Annotated in this window: 24 protein-coding genes; 12 read left to right on the top strand and 12 right to left on the bottom strand. The window is 66.2% G+C overall.

What is annotated here, in order from left to right; translation table 11 throughout:
• Window positions 1-8: 8 nt before the first annotated feature.
• The 7 genes from AC57B5_RS13675 to AC57B5_RS13645 form a co-directional block, all read right to left on the bottom strand.
• A complete protein-coding gene (locus AC57B5_RS13675; RefSeq protein ID WP_063328001.1) occupies window positions 9-1,286 on the bottom strand; it encodes an SfnB family sulfur acquisition oxidoreductase in 1,278 nt (425 codons plus the stop codon).
• Window positions 1,287-1,291: 5 nt separating this feature from the next.
• The gene (locus AC57B5_RS13670) at window positions 1,292-2,584 is read right to left on the bottom strand and encodes an SfnB family sulfur acquisition oxidoreductase (protein ID WP_496399737.1); all 1,293 of its coding nucleotides are present in this window, start codon (window positions 2,582-2,584) and stop codon (window positions 1,292-1,294) included.
• 83 nt (window positions 2,585-2,667) lie between these two features.
• Complete coding sequence (locus AC57B5_RS13665) at window positions 2,668-3,330, bottom strand: methionine ABC transporter permease (RefSeq protein WP_012203707.1); 663 nt, start codon at window positions 3,328-3,330, stop codon at window positions 2,668-2,670.
• On the bottom strand, window positions 3,302-4,495 hold the full coding sequence (locus tag AC57B5_RS13660) for a methionine ABC transporter ATP-binding protein (protein WP_496399736.1): 1,194 nt from the start codon (window positions 4,493-4,495) through the stop codon (window positions 3,302-3,304). Before AC57B5_RS13660 ends, AC57B5_RS13665 begins: the two co-directional genes overlap by 29 nt.
• Window positions 4,496-4,518: 23 nt before the next feature.
• A complete protein-coding gene (locus AC57B5_RS13655; RefSeq protein ID WP_016449092.1) occupies window positions 4,519-5,325 on the bottom strand; it encodes a MetQ/NlpA family ABC transporter substrate-binding protein in 807 nt (268 codons plus the stop codon).
• 47 nt (window positions 5,326-5,372) lie between these two features.
• A complete protein-coding gene (locus tag AC57B5_RS13650; RefSeq protein WP_034390727.1) occupies window positions 5,373-6,188 on the bottom strand; it encodes a MetQ/NlpA family ABC transporter substrate-binding protein in 816 nt (271 codons plus the stop codon).
• 267 nt (window positions 6,189-6,455) lie between these two features.
• Window positions 6,456-7,028 (bottom strand): MarR family winged helix-turn-helix transcriptional regulator, encoded by a 573-nt coding sequence (locus tag AC57B5_RS13645; protein ID WP_016454129.1) that lies wholly within the window; start codon window positions 7,026-7,028, stop codon window positions 6,456-6,458.
• A 141-nt stretch (window positions 7,029-7,169) separates the two neighbouring features.
• Between AC57B5_RS13645 and AC57B5_RS13640 the strand changes: the two genes are divergently transcribed.
• The 4 genes from AC57B5_RS13640 to AC57B5_RS13625 all read left to right on the top strand — a co-directional run bounded on the left by AC57B5_RS13640 (window position 7,170) and on the right by AC57B5_RS13625 (window position 10,077).
• Window positions 7,170-7,628, top strand: a complete 459-nt coding sequence (locus tag AC57B5_RS13640; protein ID WP_017404212.1) for a VOC family protein — start codon at window positions 7,170-7,172, stop codon at window positions 7,626-7,628.
• A gap of 39 nt (window positions 7,629-7,667) precedes the next feature.
• Window positions 7,668-8,354, top strand: coding sequence for a flavin reductase family protein (locus AC57B5_RS13635; protein WP_374006022.1), 687 nt, complete (start codon window positions 7,668-7,670; stop codon window positions 8,352-8,354).
• Window positions 8,355-8,364: 10 nt separating this feature from the next.
• Entirely contained in the window at window positions 8,365-9,168 is an 804-nt protein-coding gene (gene hpaH, locus AC57B5_RS13630; protein ID WP_026062081.1) for a 2-oxo-hept-4-ene-1,7-dioate hydratase, read from the top strand.
• Between the two features lie 138 nt (window positions 9,169-9,306).
• Complete coding sequence (locus AC57B5_RS13625; RefSeq protein WP_013803947.1) at window positions 9,307-10,077, top strand: SDR family oxidoreductase; 771 nt, start codon at window positions 9,307-9,309, stop codon at window positions 10,075-10,077.
• An 18-nt stretch (window positions 10,078-10,095) separates the two neighbouring features.
• Here the strand turns inward: AC57B5_RS13625 and AC57B5_RS13620 are convergent, their stop codons facing one another.
• Window positions 10,096-11,103 (bottom strand): AraC family transcriptional regulator, encoded by a 1,008-nt coding sequence (locus AC57B5_RS13620; protein WP_269197370.1) that lies wholly within the window; start codon window positions 11,101-11,103, stop codon window positions 10,096-10,098.
• Window positions 11,104-11,295: 192 nt separating this feature from the next.
• Between AC57B5_RS13620 and AC57B5_RS13615 the strand changes: the two genes are divergently transcribed.
• The 8 genes from AC57B5_RS13615 (at window position 11,296) to cutA (ending at window position 18,261) form a co-directional block, all read left to right on the top strand.
• On the top strand, window positions 11,296-12,087 hold the full coding sequence (locus AC57B5_RS13615; protein ID WP_012203717.1) for an SDR family oxidoreductase: 792 nt from the start codon (window positions 11,296-11,298) through the stop codon (window positions 12,085-12,087).
• A gap of 36 nt (window positions 12,088-12,123) precedes the next feature.
• Window positions 12,124-13,419 (top strand): styrene monooxygenase/indole monooxygenase family protein, encoded by a 1,296-nt coding sequence (locus AC57B5_RS13610; RefSeq protein ID WP_496399735.1) that lies wholly within the window; start codon window positions 12,124-12,126, stop codon window positions 13,417-13,419.
• Between the two features lie 14 nt (window positions 13,420-13,433).
• Window positions 13,434-13,961, top strand: coding sequence for a flavin reductase family protein (locus tag AC57B5_RS13605; protein ID WP_496399734.1), 528 nt, complete (start codon window positions 13,434-13,436; stop codon window positions 13,959-13,961).
• Between the two features lie 59 nt (window positions 13,962-14,020).
• Window positions 14,021-15,256: a dienelactone hydrolase family protein gene (locus AC57B5_RS13600; protein ID WP_496399733.1), complete on the top strand. Its 1,236-nt coding sequence runs from the start codon at window positions 14,021-14,023 to the stop codon at window positions 15,254-15,256.
• A gap of 150 nt (window positions 15,257-15,406) precedes the next feature.
• The gene (locus tag AC57B5_RS13595; RefSeq protein ID WP_496399732.1) at window positions 15,407-15,940 is read left to right on the top strand and encodes a MarR family winged helix-turn-helix transcriptional regulator; all 534 of its coding nucleotides are present in this window, start codon (window positions 15,407-15,409) and stop codon (window positions 15,938-15,940) included.
• A complete protein-coding gene (locus AC57B5_RS13590) occupies window positions 15,933-16,766 on the top strand; it encodes a class II aldolase/adducin family protein (protein ID WP_269197365.1) in 834 nt (277 codons plus the stop codon). Before AC57B5_RS13595 ends, AC57B5_RS13590 begins: the two co-directional genes overlap by 8 nt.
• An 18-nt stretch (window positions 16,767-16,784) precedes the next feature.
• On the top strand, window positions 16,785-17,810 hold the full coding sequence (locus AC57B5_RS13585; protein WP_496399731.1) for a 2-dehydropantoate 2-reductase: 1,026 nt from the start codon (window positions 16,785-16,787) through the stop codon (window positions 17,808-17,810).
• Window positions 17,811-17,862: 52 nt separating this feature from the next.
• A complete protein-coding gene (gene cutA / locus AC57B5_RS13580; protein WP_065346176.1) occupies window positions 17,863-18,261 on the top strand; it encodes a divalent-cation tolerance protein CutA in 399 nt (132 codons plus the stop codon).
• Here the strand turns inward: cutA and AC57B5_RS13575 are convergent.
• The 4 genes from AC57B5_RS13575 to AC57B5_RS13560 all read right to left on the bottom strand — a co-directional run bounded on the left by AC57B5_RS13575 (window position 18,248) and on the right by AC57B5_RS13560 (window position 22,720).
• Window positions 18,248-19,237 carry a Bug family tripartite tricarboxylate transporter substrate binding protein gene (locus AC57B5_RS13575; protein WP_496399730.1) on the bottom strand — a complete coding sequence of 330 codons (990 nt, stop codon included), beginning with the start codon at window positions 19,235-19,237 and terminating at the stop codon, window positions 18,248-18,250. The genes cutA and AC57B5_RS13575 overlap by 14 nt on opposite strands.
• A gap of 323 nt (window positions 19,238-19,560) precedes the next feature.
• Window positions 19,561-20,490: a DMT family transporter gene (locus AC57B5_RS13570; RefSeq protein WP_065346174.1), complete on the bottom strand. Its 930-nt coding sequence runs from the start codon at window positions 20,488-20,490 to the stop codon at window positions 19,561-19,563.
• 120 nt (window positions 20,491-20,610) lie between these two features.
• Window positions 20,611-21,582: an aminoglycoside phosphotransferase family protein gene (locus tag AC57B5_RS13565; RefSeq protein WP_496399729.1), complete on the bottom strand. Its 972-nt coding sequence runs from the start codon at window positions 21,580-21,582 to the stop codon at window positions 20,611-20,613.
• Between the two features lie 10 nt (window positions 21,583-21,592).
• Complete coding sequence (locus AC57B5_RS13560) at window positions 21,593-22,720, bottom strand: hypothetical protein (RefSeq protein ID WP_496399728.1); 1,128 nt, start codon at window positions 22,718-22,720, stop codon at window positions 21,593-21,595.
• Between the last annotated feature and the right edge of the window lie 96 nt (window positions 22,721-22,816).

Below are 22,816 nucleotides of genomic sequence, written 5' to 3'. Positions count from 1 at the left end.
GATAAAGGTCAGAGCGCGCCATGGCGCGGCGGGCGTATGCCGTTGAGCACGTAGTTGCCCACGGCGTGGTATTTCCAGCGCACGGGGTCGTGCAGGGTGTGGGTGCGCGCGTTGCGCCAGAAGCGGTCCAGGCCCTGTCCCGCCAGGGTGGAGGCCGTGCCTGCCAGCTCGAACAGCTTGCTGCCGGCCAGCAGGCTGGCGCTGGTGCTCAGCGCCTTGGCCTGGGCCACGGCCACCGAGGCGGCGGCCACGCTGTCGTCCGTGGGCGCACGCTGGGCGGCGTCCACGGCCAGGGCCGCGCGGGCCACCAGGGCATCGGCGGCGCGCAGGCGCACGTGGACATTGCCCAGTTGTTGCAGCAGCAGCGGGTCCTGCGTGGCGCTGGCCACGCCCGCGTCCACCCAGGGCCGCGCATGCTCGCGGATGAAGGGCAGGGCGGCCTGCAGCGCGCCGTGGCCAATGCCCGCGTCCAGGGCGGCATGGATGATCTGGGCAAAGGGGCCGATGGTGGTGGGTCGCTCGAAGGAACTGGTGAAGGGCACCACCCATTCGGGCTCCACGCGCACGCGGTCGAACTGCACCGAGCCGCTGCCTGTCACGCGCTGGCCGAAGCCGTCCCAGTCGTCGGTGACGGTGACGCCGGCCGCATCGCGCGGGATGAAGACCAGATACATGCGCTCGCCTTGCCCCGGCGCCTCTTCCTGCGCGCTGACCAGGGTGGGAATCCAGTGCGCGAACAGGGCGCCCGTGCAATAGAACTTGCGCCCCTGCACGAACCAGCCGCCGCTCTCGCGCAGCAGCCGGGTGCGGCGCTGGAAGTCGCGGTGGCCGATCTCGGCCAGCGCATTGCCCAGGCGTTCGCCGCGCAGCACACGGTCATAGAAGAAGGCCTTTTGCGCGGGCGATCCGCCCACGCGCAGCACTTCCAGCGAGTAGTAGTGGTTCTGCGGAATGTGGCCGAAGTTGCCATCGGCCGCCGCAATCAGGGCAATGGCCCGCGTCAGCGTGGCCGTGGACACGCCCGCGCCGCCGTACTCCCGGGGAATGGTGATGCCCCACAGGCCGCTCTGGCTGAACTGCTCCACCTCCTGCCAGGGCAGCAGGCGGTCGCGGTCGCGCGCCAGCGCGCCGGGGGCGATGAGGGCGGCAAAACTGCGGGCCGCTTCCAGGGCCTCGGCCTCGCTGCCGATGATGTGGGCGGGCCGGGCTGGAGGCGCTGCGGGAGCGGGCTGGCTGCCCGGTGTGGAGGCCAGGGCCTGCAGCTCTTGGGTCGATGTCTGTGTCATGGCGGTCAGTTCCACTGGTGGCGGCGCGGCAGGGCGCCGTTGAGCAGGTAGTTGCCCAGCAGGTGGTATTTCCAGCGCACGGGGTCGTGCAGCGTGTGCACGCGGGCGTTGCGCCAGTGGCGGTCCAGGCGGTGGGCAGCGCGGCTGGCCGAGGAGCCGGCCAGCGCGAACAGGTGCTCGCCGGCCTGCAGCGCGGCCTCGGTGGTGAGGATCTTGGCCTCGGCCACGGCCACCGAGGCCTGGGCGCTGGCCTGCTCGTCCACCGCGCCATCCGCCGCTGCAGCCAGCGCATCCAGCGTGCGCGCGGCCTCCAGCAGCACGGCATGGGCTGCGTCCACCTCGATCTGCAGCTGGCCGACCTCGTGGATGAGGTGGGGATCGTCGCTGGAGCGCGCCACGCCGGAGTCCATCCAGGGCCGGCTCTTGTCGCGCACGAAGTCCACCGCGTCGCGCAGCGCGCCCTGGGCAATGCCCGCGTCGATGGAGGCCTGGATCAGCTGCGACACCGGGCCGGACAGCGAGGGCGTGGCCTCGAACTGCCAGGCAGGCACCACGTCCTCGGGCTGTACCTGCACCTGGTCCAGCTGCACGCTGCCGCTGGCCGTGGTGCGCTGGCCGAAGGAATCCCAGTCGTCGAACACGGTCACGCCCGGCGCATCGCGCCGCACCCAGATCTGCACGATGCGGCCTTCCTCGTCCTGGGCGCGGAAGGGCACCCAGTGCGCGAAGGCCGAGCCCGTGGAGTAAAAGCGCGTGCCGCTGACGCGCAGGCCGCCTGCCGCATCGCGCGACAGGCGCGCCGTGGCCTCCAGCACATGGGCCGCGCGGCCCTTGCGCTCCGGCCCGGCATTGCCCAGGCGGTGGCCGGCCAGCACGTCGGCGAACCAGCGGCGCTTCTGGGGCTCGCTGCCCATGTCCCGCAGGTTCTGCAGCACGGCGAAATGGTTCTGCGGAATCTGGCCCAGCGAAGGGTCGGCCGCGCACAGCGTGACGAAGACCTGGGCCAGCGTCTCGTAGGAAGCGCCCAGGCCGCCGTAGGCGCGGGGCACGGTGATGGCGCCCAGCCCGCTGGCCGTGTGGCGCTCGATTCCCTGCCAGGGCAGGCGCCGCTCGTGGTCGCGGGCGGCTGCGTCCACGCGCCATTCATCGGCCAGGGCCTGGGCGGCCTGCAGGGCCTCGGCCTCGCTGGTGATGCGGTGCGGAGGGGAGGGCGGCAGGGGCAGGCGCCGCAGCGCCCCGCCCGGGGTGTGGTGTGTGTTGCCGGGCAAGGCTGCGCCCAGGGCATCCGGTGTGGTCATTCCGTGCCTCGTTGCTGAGTCGGTGGTGAGAGGGCCGCCAGGCGGCGGCCCCGGAGGGAAAGGCGTGGTGCCTGTTTTCAGCGTCAGCGGCTGCGCAGCCGGCGCACGTAGCGGTCGCCCAGCACCTGGACCACGGTGACCAGCGCGATCAGCACGGCAATCACCAGCAGCATCACCTGGGTGTCGAAGCGCTGGTAGCCGTAGCGGATGGCCAGGTCGCCCAGGCCGCCCGCGCCCACGGCGCCGGCCATGGCCGAGGAACTGATCAGCGCCACCAGGGTGATGGTGAAGCCGCCCACGATGCCGGGCAGGGCCTCGGGCAGGTAGACGTGGCGCACGATGTCCCACTTGCGGCAGCCCATGGCCTGGGCGGCTTCGATGAGGCCGGGATCGACCTCGCGCAGGCTGACCTCGACGATGCGCGCAAAGAACGGCGTGGCGCTGATGGCCAGCGGCACGATGGCCGCCCACACGCCGATGGTCGTGCCCGTCACCAGCCGCGTGAACGGGATCAGCGCCACCAGCAGCACGATGAAGGGCGTGGCACGGAAGCCGTTGATCACGCTGCCCAGCGCGCGGTGCGTGCGCGGCGAGGCCAGGAAGCCGCCGGGCGCGGTGACGATGAGCAGCACCGCCAGCGGAATGCCCGCCGCCAGCGCGATGCCGCCCGAGACGCCGACCATCATCAGCGTGTCGGCCAGCGCGTTGCCGTAGCGCTCAATGGGAATGGACAGATTCAGCGACATATCCGAGATCCTTGATGTCATGCGCAATGGCCGCCGGGCCCTGCGTCAATGTGTGCCAGTCATGCGCGGCCGTGCCGCCGCCCAGCGCGATCAGCAGCTGCCCCTGAGCATGGCCCTGGATGCGGTCCACGCCGCCATGCAGCAGGCGCACCCGGCCGCCCAGGGCCTGGGCGATGCGCGGGAAGTCGGGCTCCAGCCCGTCCTCGCCGCGGTAGGTCAGCTGCAGGATGCGTTCGTGGCGGCCTGCGGGCGCGGTGCTCAGCAGGCGCTGGCGCAGGTCGTCGGGCAGGCCGTGCTGCAGCGGTGCCAGCAGGGCGCGCGTGGCCGGGTGCTGCGGGTTGCCGAAGACCTTCCAGACCTCGCCCAGCTCGGCGATGCGGCCCTGCTCCAGCACCAGCACGCGGTCGGCGATCTCGCGGATCACGCTCATCTCGTGCGTGATCAGGACGATGGTGATGCCCAGCTTGCGGTTGATGGTGCGCAGCAGCTCCAGGATGGACTGCGTGGTCTCGGGGTCCAGGGCCGAGGTGGCCTCGTCGCACAGCAGGATCTCGGGGTCGGTGGCCAGGGCGCGGGCAATGCCCACGCGCTGCTTTTGTCCGCCCGACAGCCGGCTCGGATAGGTGCCAGCCTTCTCCTGCAGGCCCACCAGGGCCAGCAGCTCATTCACCCGTGCATCGATGCGTGCGCGCGGCAGGCCCGCCACCTGCAGGGGCAGGGCCACGTTGTCATGCACCGTCTTGGCCGACAGCAGGTTGAAGTGCTGGAAGATCATGCCGATGCGCCGGCGCAGCTGCACCAGTTGCGATTCGTCCAGCGTGCCGATGTCCACGCCGTCGACCCGCACCTGGCCGCTGCTGGGCTGCTCCAGCCGGTTGATGGTGCGCAGCAGGCTGGACTTGCCCGCGCCGCTGCGCCCGATGATGCCGAAGATGCTGCCCGGCGCGATCTCCAGGCTGATCGCGTCCAGCGCCTGTACGGGCCCGGCCGAAGACTGGTAGGTCTTGGCCACGCCGCTGAAGGCCACGGCGCCGGGTCCACGGATGGATTCCCGCGTGGTGCCGGCCGCTGCCGATGAGCGCCTGCCCGCGTCATGGGCCGGCCTGTCCGCCTCGTGGGCCGGCCTGTCCGCCAGGGGCTGCCTGGCTGCAATGCTGGTTGACATGGCTGAAGTCCTCCCCGTGCCGCTCAGGGCTTGACCCAGGCCAGGTTGTACAGGCGCTTGTCGTTGGAGAAGGCGCGCTGGGCCTCGGCCTTCACCGCATCGGAGTTCTGGTAGATGCGGATGAACTTCTGCACCACGGGGTCCTGCGTGCGGTTGGCCTTGACCACGAACTGGATGGAAAAGCGCGCATCCTCGATGCCCGAATATGCAAGCCCGCTGGACGGATCGAAGGCCTTGGCCGCCACGATGAAGTGCGGGTAGCCCTGGGCGATGTCCACGTCGCCCGTGATGCGCACCAGCTGAGGCCCCTCGACCTCGACGAAGCTGAGCTTCTTGGGGTTCTCGACGATGTCGTCCAGGCTGCCCAGGTAGCCCACGCCGGGCTTGAGCTTGATCAGCCCCACCTTCTGCAGCAAGAGCAGGCCGCGCCCCTGGTTCACGGGGTCGTTGGCAATGCCCACCTTGCCGCCCTGCGGCACCTGGGCGATGGCCTTGTGCTTGAGCGAGTACAGGCCCACGTTGGCCAGGATGCCCGTGCCCGCGCTGGCCAGCTTGTAGCCGTTCTTCTGGATGGCGTTGTCCAGGAAGGGCTGGTGCTGGAAGTAGTTGATGTCCAGGTCGCCCGAGTCCACGGCCACGTTGGGCGTGGTCCAGTCGGTGAACTCCACCACCTGCACATCGATGCCCTGGGCCTTGGCCTCCCTGGCGGCCACGGCCACCGAGTCGGCGTAGGCGCCGGGCACCACGCCGATGCGCAGCTTGTCGGCAGCGTGGGCGGAGAACAGGGCCAGGGCGGCCAGCGGGGCGATCAGGGCACGGGAAAGCTTCATCGGGATCTCCGGAAAAAAAGGTTCGAAAAAGACAGGAAGGGGCCGCGTCACGGCTTGCGCCACGGCAGGCTGTACAGCCTGTCGTTGGCGGCGAATGACTTATGGATCTGCGCCTGCACGGCGCCCGAGGTCTGGTAGATGCGCACGAACTGCGCAATGCGCGGGTCCCGGGCGTTGTCCTGGCGCGAGACGAAGCGGATGGCGTAGTACAGGTCGTCAATGCCCGAATACAGCAGCGCATTGCCGGCCACCTGCGGCCGCCCGGCGTTGACGAAGTGGGCCGGGTAGCCCTGGGCCAGGTCCACATCGTCCAGTGCGCGCACCAGCTGCGGCCCTTCGATCTCGACAAAGCGCAGCTTGCGCGGGTTGGACACGATGTCGTCCAGCCCCGCGCGCGGGCCCTTGCCTTCGCGCAGCTGGATCAGGCCGGCCTTCTCCAGCAGCAGCAGGCCGCGCCCCTGGTTGACGGGGTCGTTGGCCACGCCGACGCGCGCTCCCTCCTTCAGGTCGGCAAAGCGCTGGGTCTTGAGCGAGTACAGGCCGATGTTGGGCAGCAGGCCCGTGGCCACGCTGGTGAAGGCATAGCCGCGCTCGCGGATGGCGTTGTCCAGGAAGGCCTGGTGCTGGAAGTAGTTGAGGTCGATGTCGCCGGCCGCCAGCGCCGTGTTGGGCGTGGTCCAGTCGGTGAACTCGATGACCTGCACGTCCAGCCCCTGGGCGCGCGCCTCCTTGGCAGCGACCTCCACGGAGTCGGCCAGCGAGCCGGGCGTGACGCCTATCTTCAGTGCGGCGGCCGCCGCAAGGCCGGGCAGCGCCAGCGTGGCGGCGAGCGACCAGAGCAATGTGTTTCTGCGCGTGGGCAAGGCGTGGTTCCTCCAGCTCGGCCAGGCCCGGCGCCGGCGCCCACATGGCGCCTGCCGGCATGGCCTCTGAAGGCATTGCAACACCCGGCCCCGGCGCGCACCACGACGGAATTCACATTTCCTTATAGCGAGCCATGCGCGGCGCAAGGCATTGATCGCAAAGGAAATTTTGCACAGGCAAGATTGAGCTTATGCCCGCGCGAAATATGGCACCGTGCTGGCTGCGCAGGCTTGCGGCAGCCAGGGCGGCCTGCCGCGCTCCCAGGCTCAAGCGCCCTGTTGCGCCTTCATCCTCGTCCAGGCCTTGAAGAGGATGGACTGCAGGCTGGCACGCTCGCCCTCGTCCAGGTAGTCGACCAGGGACTCGCACATGCGCCAGAAGGCCGGCAGCGCGCGGGCCAGTACCTCGCGGCCCTGGTCGGTGAGCGCCAGGTCGAAGCTGCGGCGGTCTTCCTGGCTGAGGCTGCGCGCCAGCAGCGAGCGCTTTTCCAGCCAGTCCAGCAGGCCCGTCACCGACGAGCGCGTCACGCCGACGTAGCTGGCGATATAGGACGGCGTGACCACCGTGTCGCCCAGCAGCCCGCGCTCGGCCAGGCCGAAGATCATGAGCACGTCGAGCTTGCTCTCGGACAGGCCGAACGCCTGCAGCGATGCGTTGGCGCGCTGCTCCACATCGTCGGCCAGCCACAGCAGCAGCAGGCCCAGGCCGGCGGCCGGCGTGTCGGTGCCGGGCTGCGCGGTCTCGGCCATCAGGGCCAGGTGCGGGCGCAGCGCTTCGGGGGCGTTGGCGAGGGGGGTGGAATCGGGGGCCGGTGCGGCAGCGGTCTTGCGCGGACTCATGGGAGTGGATGGAAGCGGGTGAAGGCGCGTTGAAGGCGGGAGAAGAAAGGGCGGTTGATTTTACGGCTTTCATATATTACGCTTTGTGTATAGTACGTTAAGCGTATTATTTGGCGGCACACAAATCTGCAAGGACATCCCATGCCCATCAAAGTTCTGGAACTCCACCATGTCGGATTCGGCGTCAACCACGCCCAGGCCGACGCCATGCTCGACTTCTACCGCGAAGTGCTGAACCTGCCCCAGGACGCCGCGCGCTGGAAGATCCCCGGCATCTACGGCTCCTGGATCAACCTGCCCAACGGCAGCCAGTTGCACATCCTCGGCAGCGAGGGGCCGTCCCGCTATGCGCAGGGCCCGGGCAAGGACCCCGTGTCCAACCACATCGCGCTGGCCGTGGACGACATCCTCGGCGCCGAGCAGGAGCTGCTGGCGCGCGGCGTCGATTACTTCACGCTGGACAACGTGGCATCGCCCAGCCTCAAGCAGCTGTTCCTGCGCGACCCGGCCGGCAACCTGGTGGAACTGCACCAGTCCAATGCGCGCGCGCCCGGCATCGCCCAGGCCGAGCAGGACGCGGCGCGCGCCGGCAACGAGTGACGCGACGCCCTCCCTTTTTCCCTTCCCCTCCAGATTCCCATGTACTTTGAAATGCAATCGCTCAACAGCGAGCAGCGCAGCAACATCCTGCACTCCCTGGTTCTGCCCCGTCCCATCGCCTGGATCAGCTCGGTGGACGGGGACGGCACGGTCAACGTCGCGCCGTTTTCCTTCTTCAACGCCATGTCGGGCGATCCGCCGCTGCTGTGCGTGTGCATTGGCTCGCGCCAGGGCGTGCTCAAGGACACGGCGCGCAACATCGCGGCCACGGGCGAGTTCGTGGTGAACCTGGTGTCCGAGCCGCTGGCGCGCCGCATGGCGGTGACGGCCATAGAGTTCGGCGCGCAGGTGGACGAGTCGGCCCAGGCCGGCCTGGTCCTGGGCGATGCACGGCGGGTGAAGGCGCCGCGCATCGTGGACAGCCCTGCGTCCTTCGAGTGCCGCGTGCGCCAGATCATCGATATCGACGGCGTGCGCAGCCTGGTGCTGGCCGACGTGCTGGCCGCCCATGTCATGGACGCGGCCGTGGTCGATGGCGAGCTCATGTACTTCGACCCCGCGCCCATGGAGCTGATCGCGCGGCTGCAGAACCCCGGCTGGTATGGCCGCGTGGGCGATGCCTTCCAGATGCCCACGCCCTCTGTGGCGCAGTGGGATGCCATGCAGCGCCAGGGCGTGTCCGACAGCTACCTGGCCTGGGCCGACGATGGCCCCGCCGCGCGCTGAAGGGCCGCCCATGCTTGCGCAACACACCATAGACAGCTTGGCGGCCGAGCTGCACGCCAGCGAAAAAAGCCGCGTGCAGGTCCGGCACTTTTCCCGCCGCCATCCGGACATGACGGTGCAGGATGGCTACGCCATCTCGCGCGCCTGGATGCGGCTCAAGCGCGCCGAGGGCCGCACGGTCAGGGGCCACAAGATCGGCCTGACCTCGCGTGCCATGCAGCAGGCCGTGCAGATCACCGAGCCCGACTACGGCACCCTGCTGGACGACATGTTCTTCGAGCCCGGCGGCGACATTCCCTTTGCGCGCTTCATCGCTCCGCGCGTGGAGGTGGAGCTGGCCTTCGTGCTGGGCCGCACGCTCAAGGGGCCGGGCGTCACCCTGTGCGATGTGCTGGCCGCCACCGACTGGGTGGTGCCCGCCGTGGAAATCATCGACGCCCGCATCGAGCAGAAGGACCGCGATACCCAGGCCATGCGCACGGTGCGCGACACCATCGCCGACAACGCGGCCAATGCCGGCATCGTCATGGGCGGGCGGCCCGTGCGCCCCGACGCGGTGGATCTGCGCTGGGTGTCGGCGCTGCTGCAGCGCAACGGCGTGATCGAGGAGTCCGGCGTGGCGGCCGCCGTGCTCAACCATCCGGCCACGGGCGTGGCCTGGCTGGCCAACCGGCTCGCGCAATGGGATGAGCAGCTGGACGCAGGCCAGGTGGTGCTGGCCGGCTCGTTCACGCGGCCCGTCACGGCCCAGGCCGGCGACAGCTTCCATGTGGACTACGGGCCGCTGGGCTCCATTGCCTGGCGCTTTGCCTGAGCTTCGTTCGCAGTGCGGCGATGGTGTCGCCTGCGGCACAGTCCGCAGGCCCGGCGCGTCGCCGACAATGCAGCGGCGCCGCCCGCCACCGGTGCGCGGGCGGCGGCTGCAACACATGCACTACAGGATGGACAAGCAATGGAGATGAAGAACGCAAAGACGGCCGTGGTCACGGGCGGAGGAACCGGCGTGGGCAAGGCCGTGGCGCTGGCCCTGGCGGGCGCGGGCTACCAGGTGGTGGTGGCAGGCCGCCGCCAGGCGCCGCTGGATGAGACTTGCGCCGAGGCCCAGGCAAAGTACGGCGCGGGCGAGCGCATGCTGGGCATTGCCACCGATGTCAGCGATCCGGCTGCCGTGGAGCAGCTGTTCGCGCGCACGGTGCAGCGCTTCGGTCGCGTGGACCTGCTGTTCAACAACGCCGGCCGGGGCAATCCGCCCGGCTCCTTCCTGGACTGGACGCCCGAGCAGTGGCGCGAGGTGGTCGATGTCAACCTCAACGGCATGTTCTATTGCCTGCAGCAGGCGTTTCGCACCATGCGCGACCAGTCGCCACGCGGCGGCCGCATCATCAACAACGGCTCCATCTCCGCGCATGCGCCGCGCCCCAATTCCAGCGCCTACACGGCCACCAAGCATGCCGTCATGGGCCTGACCAAGACCGCTGCGCTCGACGGCCGTGCCTACGACATCGCCGTGGGCCAGATCGACATCGGCAATGCCATGACCGAGCTGGCATCGCGCATGGCCAAGGGCGTGCCCCAGGCCAATGGCGAGATCGCGGTGGAGCCGCTGATCGACGCGGATGTGGTGGGCCAGTCCGTGCTCTACATGGCCAGCCTGCCGTTGGAGGCCAATGTGCTGTTCCACACGGTGATGGCCACCAAGATGCCCTTCGTGGGCCGGGGCTGAAACGGCAAAGGCAGGCCCTCAGGCCTGCACGCGGCGGCTCGCCGTCTCGGACGGGAGCTCGCCGAAGCGGCTGCGGTACTGGGCCGCGAAGTGGCCCAGGTGCAGGAAGCCGTATTTCTGCGCCACGTCGCGCACGCCGGAGCCGGCTGCGACGCCCGGGCCCTTGGCTGCCTGGAGTTCGGCGCGCACCCGGTCCAGCCGCAGCTGGCGCAGGAAATCCATGGGCCCCATGCCCGCGTGCTGGCGGAAGGCGGCCTGCAGCGTGCGCGCGCTGCAGCCAGCCTCGCGGCAGACATCGGCCAGCGACAGGGGCTGGTCGGCATGGGCCTGCATGTACTCCTGCGCCTTGCGCACGCCGCGCGGCAGCAGGCTGCGCCGGCTGTCCCCGGCCAGTGCGCGGCTGTGGCTGTGCGTGGCCGACATCAGCAGGCTGGTCAGCAGGTATTCCTCCGCATGCTGGGCCAGCGCCTGCGTGGCCTGCAGGGCGTTGCCCGCATCCAGCGTGTGCCGCAGGCAGTCGATGAAATGCACCAGCGGTGCCAGCGCCGGCTGGTCCAGCGGCACGCCCAGATCGAACACCAGGGGCCGGCCTGCGGGCGCCTGCAGCAGCGCCTCCAGCCGCGCCACCAGGGCCGGGCGGGCCATGCGCACGATCAGGTGCGGGCTGTCGTCGGCCCAGCGCATGCACAGCGGCTCGGTCGGCGAGGGCAGGGAGGCCAGGCGCGGCGTGGCATCCACCTGCTGCGCGCCGCAGCGGATCTCGGCACTGCCGCGCAGGGGAATCTGCAGCAGGAAGAAGTCCCGCAGGTAGCCGGGCTCGATGTGCACGCCGGGACCGTACTGCACATAGTTGAGGCTGACGTTGCGGGAAAGCGGCGCGCTGTGGTGGCAGGCGTCCAGCTCGGCGCGCGGGCGCAGCATGCCCAGGCCATGCGGACAGAAGACGCGCGCCACGCTTTCGCGGGCCTCGTCCATGTCGTGGCTCTCGAAAAGCCGGTAGCGCTGCAGCGGCAGCGGCGTGTGCATGGCGTGTTCCATAGGCTGGGCAGAACGTAGCAAAAACCACCCGCTCCCACAATTCGGACCATTCCCCGGGAGCCAATTTCTGCGCGCCAGGGACAGCGCCTGCGCTTGCCGGATGCCTGCGCGGCCCGGCCCCCCGTAACGTGTGATGCACAGGCCAGCCCGGCCTGGCATCCACACGGGAGAACAAGCGTCATGTTCAAGGGACTCGAAGGCAAAAGCGCCATCGTCACCGGCGGCTCCACCCTGATAGGCGCCGGCGTGGTGCGTGCGCTGCACGCGGCCGGCGTAAAGGTGGTCATTGCCGACATCGATGCCGACAACGGCCAGGTGCTGGCCGATGCGCTGGGCGAGGGCGCGCTTTTCGTGCGCACCGACATCACCGACGACGCCCAGGTCGCCGCCTGCGTTCAGCAGGCATGCAGCCGGCACGGCGGCGTGCACATCCTGGTCAACCTGGCCTGCTCGTATGTAGACGAAGGCCTGCAGTCGCCGCGTGCCGACTGGCTGGCCTCGTTCAACGTGAACGTCGCCAGCGCCGTGGCCATGCTGCAGGCCGTGCACCCGCACATGGTGGCTGCCGGTGGCGGGGCCGTGGTGAACTTCACCAGCATCTCTTCGGAAGCGGCGCAGACGGGGCGCTGGCTCTACCCGGCCAGCAAGGCGGCCATGAAGCAGCTCACGCGCAGCATGGCCATGGACCTGGCGGCCGATGGCATCCGCGTCAACAGCGTCTGCCCGGGCTGGACCTGGTCGGCGGTGATGGACCGGCTCAGTGGCGGCGACCGCGCCAAGACCGACCGCGTGGCCGCGCCCTTTCACCTGCTGGGCCGCGTGGGCGATCCGCACGAGGTGGCGCAGGTGGTGCTGTTCCTGTGCTCGGACCATGCCAGCTTCGTGACCGGGGCCGACTACGCGGTGGACGGCGGCTACGGCGCCATGGGGCCCGAGCGCGCCGTGGCCGCCATTCCCCAATTGATGGACTAGCACGCAGTACGGACACGGAGCCGCAAGGAGACAGCCATGAAGAAAATCGCCATCGTCGGAGCCGGCCAGTCGGGCCTGCAACTGGGCCTGGGCCTGCTGGCCGCCGGCCATCAGGTCACGATACTGAGCAACCGCACGGCGCAGGACATCGCCCAGGGCCGGGTCATGTCCAGCCAGTGCATGTTCGACAGCGCGCTGCAGATAGAGCGCGGCCTGGGCCTGGACCACTGGTCGCGCGAATGCCCGGTGGTCGAGGGCATCGGCCTGTGCGTGCCGCATCCGGCGCAGCACGGCGGGAAAGCGGTCGACAAGGCCATCGACTGGGCGGCGCGTCTGAACGCGGGCGCGCAGTCCGTGGACCAGCGCCTGAAGATCCCCGCATGGATGGACGACTTCCGCCGCCAGGGCGGCGAGCTGGTGCTCAAGGATGCGGGCATCGCCGAGCTGGAGGAATGCACGCGCAGCCATGACCTGACCCTGGTCGCCAGCGGCAAGGGCGAGATATCGAGGCTGTTCGAGCGCGATACCCACCGCTCGCGCTTCGACCAGCCCCAGCGTGCGCTGGCACTGACCTATGTGACGGGCATGAAGCCGCGCGAGCCGTTCTCCGCCGTGTCCTTCAACCTGCTGCCGGGCGTGGGCGAGTATTTCGTGTTCCCGGCGCTGACGACCACGGGCCCCTGCGAGATCATGGTGTTCGAGGGCGTGCCCGGCGGCCCCATGGACTGCTGGGGCGATGTGAAGACACCGGAGCAGCACCTGGAGCGCAGCCGCTGGATCCTCGACACCTTCGTGCCCTGGGAGGCCGAGCGCTGCCGCGACATTGCGCTGACCGATGACAACGGCATCCTCGCGGGCCGCTTCGCCCCCACGGTGCGCAAGCCCGTGGCCACGCTGCCGTCGGGGCGCAAGGTGCTGGGCATGGGCGACGTGGTGGTGCTCAACGACCCCATCACAGGGCAGGGCTCCAACAACGCGGCCAAGTGCGCCGACACCTATCTGCGCAGCATCCTGGCGCGCGGCCATGGCGACGGCAATAGAGACGGCAATGGCGCATTCGACGCCGCCTGGATGCAGCAGACCTTCGACCGCTACTGGTTCGGCTATGCGCAATGGGTCACGCAGTGGACCAACATGCTGCTGGCGCCACCGCCACCCCATGTGCTCAAGCTGCTGGCCAGCGCGGGCACGCTGGCACCGCTGGCCAGCGCCTTTGCCAACGGCTTCGATGACCCGCGCACCTTCTTCCCCTGGTTCGCGGACGCGGGCGAGGCGGACCACTACATCGACAGCTGCGCGGCCATCGCCGCCATGGCAGCCGTCCCCGCCTAGCCGCAGAGGCCGCCATGAGCACATGCGACACCCCGGCCGCCGCCCCGGCCTGCTCCTTCGATCCGCGCGAGCTGCGCAAGGCATTCGGCCAGTTCACCACGGGCGTGACCGTCATCACCACGCGCGCGCCGGACGGGCGGCGCGTGGGCATGACGGCCAACTCGTTCTCCTCGGTCTCGCTGGACCCGCCGCTGGTGCTGTGGAGCCTGGCGCGCCAGGCGCCCAGCGTCTGCGATTTCCAGGGAGCCAGCCATTTCGCCATCCACGTGCTGGCTGCGGGCCAGCACCTTCTGTCGCGGCGCTTTTCCACGCCGCAGCAAGACAAGTTCGGCGGCCTGGACTGCGCGGAAGGCCCGGCCGGCGTGCCCCTGATCGATGGCGTGCTGGCCCGCTTCGTCTGCCGCAACATCCGGCAATACGAGGGCGGCGACCACCTCATCTTCATCGGCCAGGTCGAGCGCTGCGAACGCTTCGACGGCGAGCCCCTGGCCTTTCACGCGGGCTACTATCAGGTGACGGTGCGGCACCCCGAATGCGTATGACGGGCCATGAAAAAAGCGGCACCGCAGCTTTCCCCACCCTTTGAAACGGAGACAGACCCATGCAGCAGAAAGAACCCCCGGCAAGCCGCCATGTGCGCATCAACGCGCTGGACGGCAGCGGCAGCTTCAACGCCTACCTGGCCGTGCCGGCCTCGGGCAGCGGCCCCGGCCTGGTGCTGGCGCAGGAGATCTTCGGCGTCAACGCCACCATGCGCGAGGTGGCCGACTACTACGCCGAAGAAGGCTACGTGGTGCTGGTGCCCGACCTGTTCTGGCGCCAGCAGCCCGATGTGGAGCTGGGCTACACGCCGGCGGACTGGGAGCGCGCCTTCGGCTTCTACAAGGGATTCGACGAGGCCCTGGGCGTGCAGGACATCCAGGCCTGCCTGAACGCCCTGCGCCAGCGCCCCGAGGTCACGGACGGCAAGGCCGGCGTGCTGGGCTTTTGCCTGGGCGGCAAGCTGGCCTACCTGGCCGCCTGCCGCACCGATGCCGATGCGGTGGTCGGCTACTACGGCGTGGGCATCGAGGCGGCGCTGGACGAGGCCGAGCGCATCCGCTGCCCGCTCACCCTGCATGTGGCCGAGCTCGACGCCTTCTGCCCGCCCGAGGCGCGCCAGCGCATCGTCCAGGCGCTGGGCGGGCGTCCCGGCGTGGCCGTGCATGTCTATCCGGGCGTGGACCATGCCTTCGCGCGCAAGGGCGGCGACCATTTCCACCGCGCCTCGGCCCTGATGGCGCACGAGCGCAGCATTGCCACGCTCAAGTCCGCCATCGGCCCGCATTTCGACCTGGCCGCGCTGTGGGACAAGCACTGCGAGTACGAGTTCGCCACGCGCAACGTGGACGACACCATGGCCACCATGGTGGCCGAGCCCTATGTGAACCACATCCCGACCATGACCGGCGGCGTGGGCTTCAGGAACCTGCACGCCTTCTATACGAACCACTTCGTCAACAGCAATCCGCCCGACACGTCGCTGACCCCGATTTCACGCACCGTGGGCGCCTCGCAGGTGGTGGACGAGATGCTGTTCTGCTTCACGCACACCACCGAGATCCCGTGGATGCTGCCCGGCGTGCGGCCCACGGGACGGCGCGTGGAGATCCCGCTGCTGGCCGTGGTCAAGTTCCGGGGCGACAAGCTCTACCACGAGCACATCTACTGGGACCAGGCCAGCGTGCTGGTGCAGGTGGGCCTGCTGGACCCGGCGCTGCTGCCCGTGGCGGGCGTGGAGACGGCCCGCAAGCTGCTGGATGAGACACTGCCCTCCAACGAACTGCTCAAGCGTTGAGCGCGGCGCGGGCGCACGGGTTTCACCCTGCGCCTGCGGGCGGCCTGCAGGCCGCCAGGGCTCTCAGGGTTGCCACCAATGTTGATATGTCAACATTGGTGGATCATGCGGCCATCGCAATCGCCATCGCCGCCCGGTTCCCTCCGCCCAATGCCCCGCCCACGCACATCCACGATCCCTGCCGCCGATGCCGCCAGCGGCCCTGCACCGGACACGCAGGTCTGCAGCCAGACGCTGGCGCTGGAGGACTTCATCACCTTCCGCCTGGGCGCGCTGTCCAATGCGCTGCAGACCCAGGTGACGCGCCACTACATCGCACCGGCATCGCCCGTGGGGCTGACCGAGTGGCGGCTCATGGGCCAGATCCAGCGCCATGGCGAGCTGCATGCCAGCGCGCTGTCGCGCCTGAGCCTGATGGACAAGGCCCAGATCAGCCGCGCGCTGCAGCCGCTGATCGACCGGGGCTGGGTGCTGCGCCGCGCCGATCCGCAGCACGCGCGCCGCCACCTGCTGCAGCTGAGCGAAGCAGGGCAGGCGCTCTTCGACGAGGTGCTGTCCCGCGCCCGCCCCTACCAGGCGGCCCTGCTCAATGCCCTGACGGCCGATGAGCGCGCCATGCTGGACCGCATCCTGGACAAGCTGGGCCGTGCCTCCCAGGCGTTGGACCTGGGGCTGGATGCCTGATTTACCCACAAGCCACTGCACAACCCATCTCAAGACCCACCTCAGAACCCACCCCACGAGCCACACCATGAATTGCTCCATGCACCCTGATGAGCGGGCCGCCCGCATCGAACTGGCCGCCTGCTACCGCGTCTTCGCCATGCTGGGCTGGGACGAGCTGATCTACAACCACATCACGGTGCGCCTGCCCGACAGCGTGACGGGCGGTGAAAAGCAGTTCCTGATCAACCCCTTCGGCCTGCACTACGAAGAGGTCACGGCCAGCAACCTGGTGCGCATCAATGTGCGCGGCGAGGTGCTGGACGGCTCGCGGCATCCGGTGAATCCGGCTGGCTTCGTGGTGCATGCGGCCATCCACGACGGACTGCCGGGCGCGCACTGCGTGATGCACACGCACACCACATCGGGCATGGGCGTGGCCTGCCTGGAGCAGGGCCTGTCGCAAAGCAACTTCTACAGTGCCCAGCTGCACGGCATGGTGGCCTACCATGACTTCGAGGGCATCACCATCCATGCCGACGAAGGGCCGCGCCTGCTGGCCAGCATCGGCCGCCGCAAGGCCGTGATCCTGCGCAACCATGGCCTGCTCAGCTGGGGCAGCGACCTGCCCCAGGCCTTCGTGGTGCTGTGGACGCTGCAGCGTGCCTGCGACGTGCAGATGGCCACCCTGTCCATGGGTGCGCCGCGCATGGTCTCCGATGCCATGGCCCAGCGCTGCAACGAGGACTCGCTGACCTTCAACGACAGCCACGGCGGTGCCCGCGATGTGTTCGACCACCTGGTGCGCCGCGTGAACCGGCGTGACAGCAGCTATCTCGATCTTTGAACCCGGAGCTTCCCGCGCATGACCATGGAACAGACAAGCATTTCATTCGACAAGGCCTGCATCTTCGGCGCCGGTGCCATCGGCGGCTGGATGGGCGCGGCCCTGGCCCGCGCCGGCTGCCAGCTCAGCGCCGTGGCGCGCGGCGCTGCACTGCAGGCCCTGCGCACCCAGGGCCTGACCCTGGTGCACGGCGAGCAGCGCGAGCACTTCGCGCTGCGTGCCGAACAGGACCCGGCCGCCCTGGGCGTGCAGGACCTGGTCATCATCTCCGTCAAGGCGCCGGGCATGCCTGATGTGGCCGAGCGCATCGCCCCGCTGATCGGCCCGCAGACCGTGGTGCTCACGGCCATGAACGGCGTGCCCTGGTGGTTTCTGCAAGGCGGTGTCGATGCCAGCGTGCGCGGCAAGCAGCTGAAAGCCGTGGACCCCGACGGCCGCATTGCGCAAGCCATCCCGCTGGGCCAGGTGCTGGGCTCGGTGGTCCATGCCAGCTGCTCCAACGATGGGCCCGGCGTGGTGCGCCGCCACTTCGGCAACAGCCTCATCCTGGGCGAGCCCCTGGCCACAGGGCCCGGCCAGCCGCCCACGCCGCGCCTGGCGGCACTGGCCCAACTGCTGCAGCGTGGCGGCATCGAGGCCAAGGTCTCCGACAATATCCAGCGCGACGCCTGGTACAAGCTGTGGGGCAACATGACCGTCAACCCCGTCAGCGCGCTGACGGGCGCCACCTCGGACCGCATCCTGGGCGACGAGCTGGTGCGCGGCCTGATCACGCGCGTGATGCTGGAGGCCAAGGAGATCGGCGCGCGCATCGGCCTGCCCATCAACGAATCGCCCGAAGACCGCCATGCGGTCACGCTCAAGCTGGGCGCCTTCAAGACCTCCATGCTGCAGGACGTGGAAGCGGGCAAGCCCGTGGAACTCGACGCCCTGGTGGGCGCGGTGCGCGAAATGGGCCAGCTGTGCGGCGTGGATACGCCCTTCACGGATGCGCTGCTGGGCCTGGCGCGGCTGCAGGCGCGGCAAAAGGGGCTGATGGCCTGACGCCGCAAGGGCCAGTACCGGCCTGCAGCGCGCAACCGTAGACTACGCCTCCATGACTTCCGCCAAGAACCCCGCCTCGCCCTGGTCCACGCTGTGCGTGGTGGCCACCACCGTCCCCAGCGCCGAGGAGGCCGCCCATCTGGCGCGCAGCCTGGTGCAGCAGCAGGCCGCGGCCTGCGTGCAGGTGGAGCCCATCACCTCGCACTACGTGTGGGAGGGCGAGATGCACGCCACGCCCGAGTGGCGGCTGGTCTGCAAGACCCTGCCCGACGTGCTGGAGCGCCTGGCCCGGCTGCTGCGCGCCGGCCACAGCTACAGCGTGCCGCAGATCACCATGCGCACCGAGCGCTGCATGGCCGACTATGCGCAGTGGCTGCGCTCCCAGGTCTCGACCCGGGACGTGGCTGACGCTGCAGACATGGCCGCCGCGCCCCGCATCACTGCGGCGTGACGTTGGCGGCCTTGATCACGGGCACCCAGGTCGCTGTCTCCTTGCGGATCAGCTCGCCGAAGGCGCTGCCCGTGACCACCCACGGTTCGATCCCCTGCAGGTCCAGCTGCCTGACCACGGCCGGCGTGTTGAAGATCTCCTGAATATCCTTTTCCAGCTGCTTGAGCACGGCCGGCGGCGTCTTCTTTGGCGCCATCACGCCGTACCAGGACGAGATGGCAATGCCCGGCACGCCCGCCTGGGCCAGCGTGGGCACCTCGGGCAGGTACTTGCTGCGGGCCGGGTCGGTCACGGCCAGCGCACGCAGCTTGCCCGACTGCACATGCGGCAGCAGCGCGGGCACATTGCCCACGATCATTGGCACCGTGCCGCCCAGCACATCGTTGAGGCCGGGCGCCGTGCCCTTGTAGGCCACGTGCAGGATGTCGGCGCCGGTCTGCTGCTTGAACAGTTCACCGGCCAGATGCAGGCTGGAGCCCACGCCGGGCGAGGCATAGCTGATGGTGGCCGGCCTGGTCTTGGACAGGGCCACCAGCTCCTGCACCGTTTTGGCGGGCACGCCAGGGTGCACGGCGATCACATTGGCCGCCTTGGCCAGCGAGGCCACGGGCGCGAAGTCCGCCTCCACGCTGTAGCCGGGCCTGGTCAGCAGCGTGGGATTGATGGTCAGGTTGCCCTGGGGCACGACCAGCAGCGTATGGCCGTCCGGCGCGGCACGCTTGACCATGTCGATGCCGATATTGCCGTTGGCCCCGGGCTTGTTCTCCACTACCGAGGTCTGCTTGTAGCGCTCGGCCAATCCCGTGGACAGCAGGCGGGCCAGCGCATCGACCGGGCCGCCGGGCGGAAAGGGCGCGACGATGGTGAAAGGCTTGGCGGCCAGTTGCTGCTGCGCGGCGGCATCCTGGGCCAGGGCGCTCTGGCATGCGGCTGCGGCCAGCAGGGCGGCAGCGCCGAGCAAGGTGGGGGCTTTCATGGGGAACTCCGGGGAACAAGGCAAGGCAGGTACAAGCAAAAGAAATGCCTGAGGACTATTGATTGTTTCTTGTGTAAAACAACGTTCTTCTTATAAATCAATGCAAAGCATAAAACCTGCGGCTTGATTCGAATCAAGGGAAAACCCTTGCCTGCATGCCTGGGCCTTCGCTGCGCTCGCATGCCCATGAAAAAAGGAGCGCAGCGCGCTCCCGTAAGTCCACTCCAGAGAATGGGTCAAAGCGCATCAACAGGGGAGCTGATGCAGTCGATGCCGAGCCGCAGGACGACAGCGCCACGAGCAGGTCTTGCTGCCATCGCATGTCAGGCCTGTAGGCAAGTCACCACCAGACCCAACAGCATCAGGCCCATGCCGATCTTCTCTGCTCGACTGAAGCTTTCGCTGAACACGCGGCGCGAAACCAGGTAGCTGAAAACGACCTCGATCATTCCCAAGGTGCGCACAGGCGATGCTCCTTGCATGGCGTAGGCCGTGAACCAGGCAATTGAAGCGGCTGCACCCATGCAACCGGCGAGGAGCGAGATGCGCCAAGCTCGAAAAATAGGTGCCAGACCTTGAGCTGTGCGCAACTGAATCCAAAGTCCCATGCCGACGGTTTGCATCGACTGTGCGATCAGCACGCCCCAGGCGCCAGATAACCATGCCGTTTCGGCGCCAAGTGCCAGCGACCCTCCTCGAAATCCTACTGTTGCAACTGCAAAGCAGGAGCCGCAAGCCAGGCCATAAAGTGCCGATCGGTTGAGCCAGGCGGACAGTGAGAGCAACTGGTCGCGTGGCGGCAGGGACAGCAGCAGCATGCCGATTGTGGCTACGATCATTGCGGCCAACGCCAGCGGTGTTGGAAGTTCATGGAGAAAAACCGATGCGAACAGAGCTAGCTGCAGCACCTCTGTCTTTGTCAGAGTGACAGCCACGGCAAAGTTGCGCTCCTTCATCGCTAGCAGCAAAGCGACTGTTCCAGCCAATTGGAAAAAAGCGCCCAATGCAATCCAGCCAAGGTAAATCGGCGTGATCGAAGGTACAGCGTATGGCTTTGCTGGTACCAGATACAGCAGTGCCAGCCACAACATGGCAAAAGGTAGGCCATACAGAAAACGCACCAGCGTGGCCGATAGCGCGCCCAGCTCCTGTGTCAGGCTGCGCTGCGCTGTGTTTCGTACCGTTTGAGCGAGAGCGGCGAACAGGGTTATGGGAACCCATAACCAAGAAAAACCTTGAATGGATTCAAGCATGAATATGGAGGAGGTATGGGTAAATGGGGCGTAGAGTAAATTTTTACATTGCTGTGGATTATTTGGTAATGCGCAGCAATGCTCATTTGCTGATTAGAGAAATTTTGCTCTGTTGAAGATTTATTGAACGGTTGAAGACAGAGACTCGAGATAGAACATGAGGCCTGCGTAGAGCGTTTCTTCCGGGGTGCCTGCGCGAGGAGAGCTCGGCATCATCCAGGTGTCCTTGCTTCCATTTATCCGCATGCTGCGGAGAAAGCAGTATGTGGTCAATGCGTAGAATTTACGGTAATTTTCTTCGCCAATCCAATTGGATATTTCATGAATGCTACGAATTACCGGTATTTGATCCAGCATCTGCCGATGCTGATCATGCTTCGTGAGAAATAGTACGCTTTTCTCAAGTGGAACGATGTTGATGCTATCGCGAATCTCGGCCGCCAGCTCATGCCAGAAGGAAAATGCGAAACGCGAAAATCCAAAGTAAGGGTCGATGCCTTGAACAGAACCATCCGGATCGATGAAGCTGATTTCATTCAAAGTCTCGTCGTAGAGAACATTGCCAAAGTGAAAATTGCAGTGTGCACTTGTGCTGCTCGCCAGGAAAATTTCTTCCTCGGCATAAGCAAGAGCCCTTTCTACCACGGCACGACCACTTGGGATAATAATCTTTCCCTCAATAATTACAGGTTTGTCAAACAGGCTGTGCAATTGTTTTAAGGAATCCCATTCGTAGCGAATCTTTTGGTGTAGTTGATACGTTGACTCTATTGGTTGACTGCATTCAATTTTCACTGCTGTCTTTATGCTGTCCAGGGCATGTTTTATGATTTGGTTTTTATATTCTATGGATTTTGTTGCATCGAATACAAGGCTTGCCAGAGATGCACCAGACTTCTTTTCAAGAATATAAAAATGACGACCTCCAACCAATCCTGTGTGAAGAACTGGCACCATCAGTTTGGGATAAATTCCGTGAAGAGCTTGAATCTGTTGGACTTCTGTTTTGAGCTTCTCATTGAACTCGGCTGTATTGGCTGTTTTAAAAACGAATCCCGAATCAAGAATATCGACGCTGTGCGAGCTTGTCATTTCACATTCCTTAGAAAATGGTGCTGGAAAGACCTAATGCGATGTTGCGTGCAGCTGAAATAGCGAGGCTGGAGTAGCCTACGGTATTGTTGACAAAGGATTGAATTGTTAGTTGAGAAAGTCCTTGTGGCTCCAAATAGCTGGGTCGAGATAGCAGTAAATGGTGAGGGTCAGTAAGAATAGTGGCGCATCGATGGTCGTGTGCATAGGCTCTGCTTCCGAGTGGCATCGTGGTTCCTTGCGCGATGTATCTATATCTATCAAATAAATTATCGATTGATGCTTCAACAGCCTCGCGGGTCATCAAGCCTCGATCCTGAACGATGAATCGATTTATCTGAAAACCTGGCGCATGGACCGGCGCTCGCAGGGAGATGGTATTTACGAGAGGTGCCCAAGGCATAACCTTGGTTTGGCTTTGGGTGATTTGAGAGAAGCTAGGGCGTAAATTGTTCCGTGCATCTTGATCCCTGCCTTCGAAGGAACGGGTGCCTAGAACTCCGTTGGGAGTATCCGGGTGGATGATGTCCGTCTCCACTGCGAGGATGCTCTGGGCTGTAAGGCCAAGTGTTCGCAGCGTATCTATAACTATACGAAGAGACGCATGCATGCCATTGGTTTGGCATGAACCAAGACAATAAACACCATCAGTAATTACTCTGGTTTTTGCGGTTGGCAGATCTGAGGGTGAAAGATCTGCAAGACAGGTATATATACTTGGGAGATCATTTGCTTCCGCAACTCCTAGAATCGTGTGACATTTTCTTTTAAGCCACGAGACTACAGCGCTTTCTGCAGAAATGTCTGCTTTGCTCGTCGCGAGAAAAGCTATATCAAAGGAGGTTGATATTGTTGGAAACTCTTTGCGCAGATCACAGAACTCGAATTTGACTTCCCTGGATCCAATTTTCAGTGTTTTTTCATCGATTGCCTGTACAAGCGCATGTGCTCCAGGTTGAGCGAGGGCGAGGCGCGCAATAATTCCATCAATTGGCCGGAGGTGGGGATAGTTTTTGTGAACAGGTGGTGTGTTTGTTAGTACTGTTGTAATTGCAAAACCGTCTTTTTCCGGATTGTTCAAGAGCAGTAAATTTGAACCAATTTCTGCGCCTGCTCCAACAAGCATTGCCGTTTTCATGTCATTATCCTCCACGTTGTGATTTGGCGATATTTCTTTGGAAATCGTTTATTTTGTCTGGGTGATTGCGGGCTGTGTCTCAGTCGCGATAGATTT

Source organism: Delftia sp. BGA-UO-ETr-SB1 (genome assembly GCF_059567865.1).
This window is presented reverse-complemented; position numbering and strand designations above follow the sequence as displayed.

What these genes read in the sequence shown, in the direction of transcription:
- AC57B5_RS13675 (WP_063328001.1), bottom strand. Translation starts at nt 1,286, where the DNA reads ATGACACAGACATCGACCCAAGAGCTGCAGGCCCTGGCCTCCACACCG.
- AC57B5_RS13670 (WP_496399737.1), bottom strand. Translation starts at nt 2,584, where the DNA reads ATGACCACACCGGATGCCCTGGGCGCAGCCTTGCCCGGCAACACACAC.
- AC57B5_RS13665 (WP_012203707.1), bottom strand. Translation starts at nt 3,330, where the DNA reads ATGTCGCTGAATCTGTCCATTCCCATTGAGCGCTACGGCAACGCGCTG.
- AC57B5_RS13660 (WP_496399736.1), bottom strand. Translation starts at nt 4,495, where the DNA reads ATGTCAACCAGCATTGCAGCCAGGCAGCCCCTGGCGGACAGGCCGGCC.
- AC57B5_RS13655 (WP_016449092.1), bottom strand. Translation starts at nt 5,325, where the DNA reads ATGAAGCTTTCCCGTGCCCTGATCGCCCCGCTGGCCGCCCTGGCCCTG.
- AC57B5_RS13645 (WP_016454129.1), bottom strand. Translation starts at nt 7,028, where the DNA reads ATGAGTCCGCGCAAGACCGCTGCCGCACCGGCCCCCGATTCCACCCCC.
- AC57B5_RS13640 (WP_017404212.1), top strand. Translation starts at nt 7,170, where the DNA reads ATGCCCATCAAAGTTCTGGAACTCCACCATGTCGGATTCGGCGTCAAC.
- AC57B5_RS13635 (WP_374006022.1), top strand. Translation starts at nt 7,668, where the DNA reads ATGTACTTTGAAATGCAATCGCTCAACAGCGAGCAGCGCAGCAACATC.
- hpaH (WP_026062081.1), top strand. Translation starts at nt 8,365, where the DNA reads ATGCTTGCGCAACACACCATAGACAGCTTGGCGGCCGAGCTGCACGCC.
- AC57B5_RS13625 (WP_013803947.1), top strand. Translation starts at nt 9,307, where the DNA reads ATGGAGATGAAGAACGCAAAGACGGCCGTGGTCACGGGCGGAGGAACC.
- AC57B5_RS13620 (WP_269197370.1), bottom strand. Translation starts at nt 11,103, where the DNA reads ATGCACACGCCGCTGCCGCTGCAGCGCTACCGGCTTTTCGAGAGCCAC.
- AC57B5_RS13615 (WP_012203717.1), top strand. Translation starts at nt 11,296, where the DNA reads ATGTTCAAGGGACTCGAAGGCAAAAGCGCCATCGTCACCGGCGGCTCC.
- AC57B5_RS13610 (WP_496399735.1), top strand. Translation starts at nt 12,124, where the DNA reads ATGAAGAAAATCGCCATCGTCGGAGCCGGCCAGTCGGGCCTGCAACTG.
- AC57B5_RS13605 (WP_496399734.1), top strand. Translation starts at nt 13,434, where the DNA reads ATGAGCACATGCGACACCCCGGCCGCCGCCCCGGCCTGCTCCTTCGAT.
- AC57B5_RS13600 (WP_496399733.1), top strand. Translation starts at nt 14,021, where the DNA reads ATGCAGCAGAAAGAACCCCCGGCAAGCCGCCATGTGCGCATCAACGCG.
- AC57B5_RS13595 (WP_496399732.1), top strand. Translation starts at nt 15,407, where the DNA reads ATGCCCCGCCCACGCACATCCACGATCCCTGCCGCCGATGCCGCCAGC.
- AC57B5_RS13590 (WP_269197365.1), top strand. Translation starts at nt 15,933, where the DNA reads ATGCCTGATTTACCCACAAGCCACTGCACAACCCATCTCAAGACCCAC.
- AC57B5_RS13585 (WP_496399731.1), top strand. Translation starts at nt 16,785, where the DNA reads ATGACCATGGAACAGACAAGCATTTCATTCGACAAGGCCTGCATCTTC.
- cutA (WP_065346176.1), top strand. Translation starts at nt 17,863, where the DNA reads ATGACTTCCGCCAAGAACCCCGCCTCGCCCTGGTCCACGCTGTGCGTG.
- AC57B5_RS13575 (WP_496399730.1), bottom strand. Translation starts at nt 19,237, where the DNA reads ATGAAAGCCCCCACCTTGCTCGGCGCTGCCGCCCTGCTGGCCGCAGCC.
- AC57B5_RS13570 (WP_065346174.1), bottom strand. Translation starts at nt 20,490, where the DNA reads ATGCTTGAATCCATTCAAGGTTTTTCTTGGTTATGGGTTCCCATAACC.
- AC57B5_RS13565 (WP_496399729.1), bottom strand. Translation starts at nt 21,582, where the DNA reads ATGACAAGCTCGCACAGCGTCGATATTCTTGATTCGGGATTCGTTTTT.
- AC57B5_RS13560 (WP_496399728.1), bottom strand. Translation starts at nt 22,720, where the DNA reads ATGAAAACGGCAATGCTTGTTGGAGCAGGCGCAGAAATTGGTTCAAAT.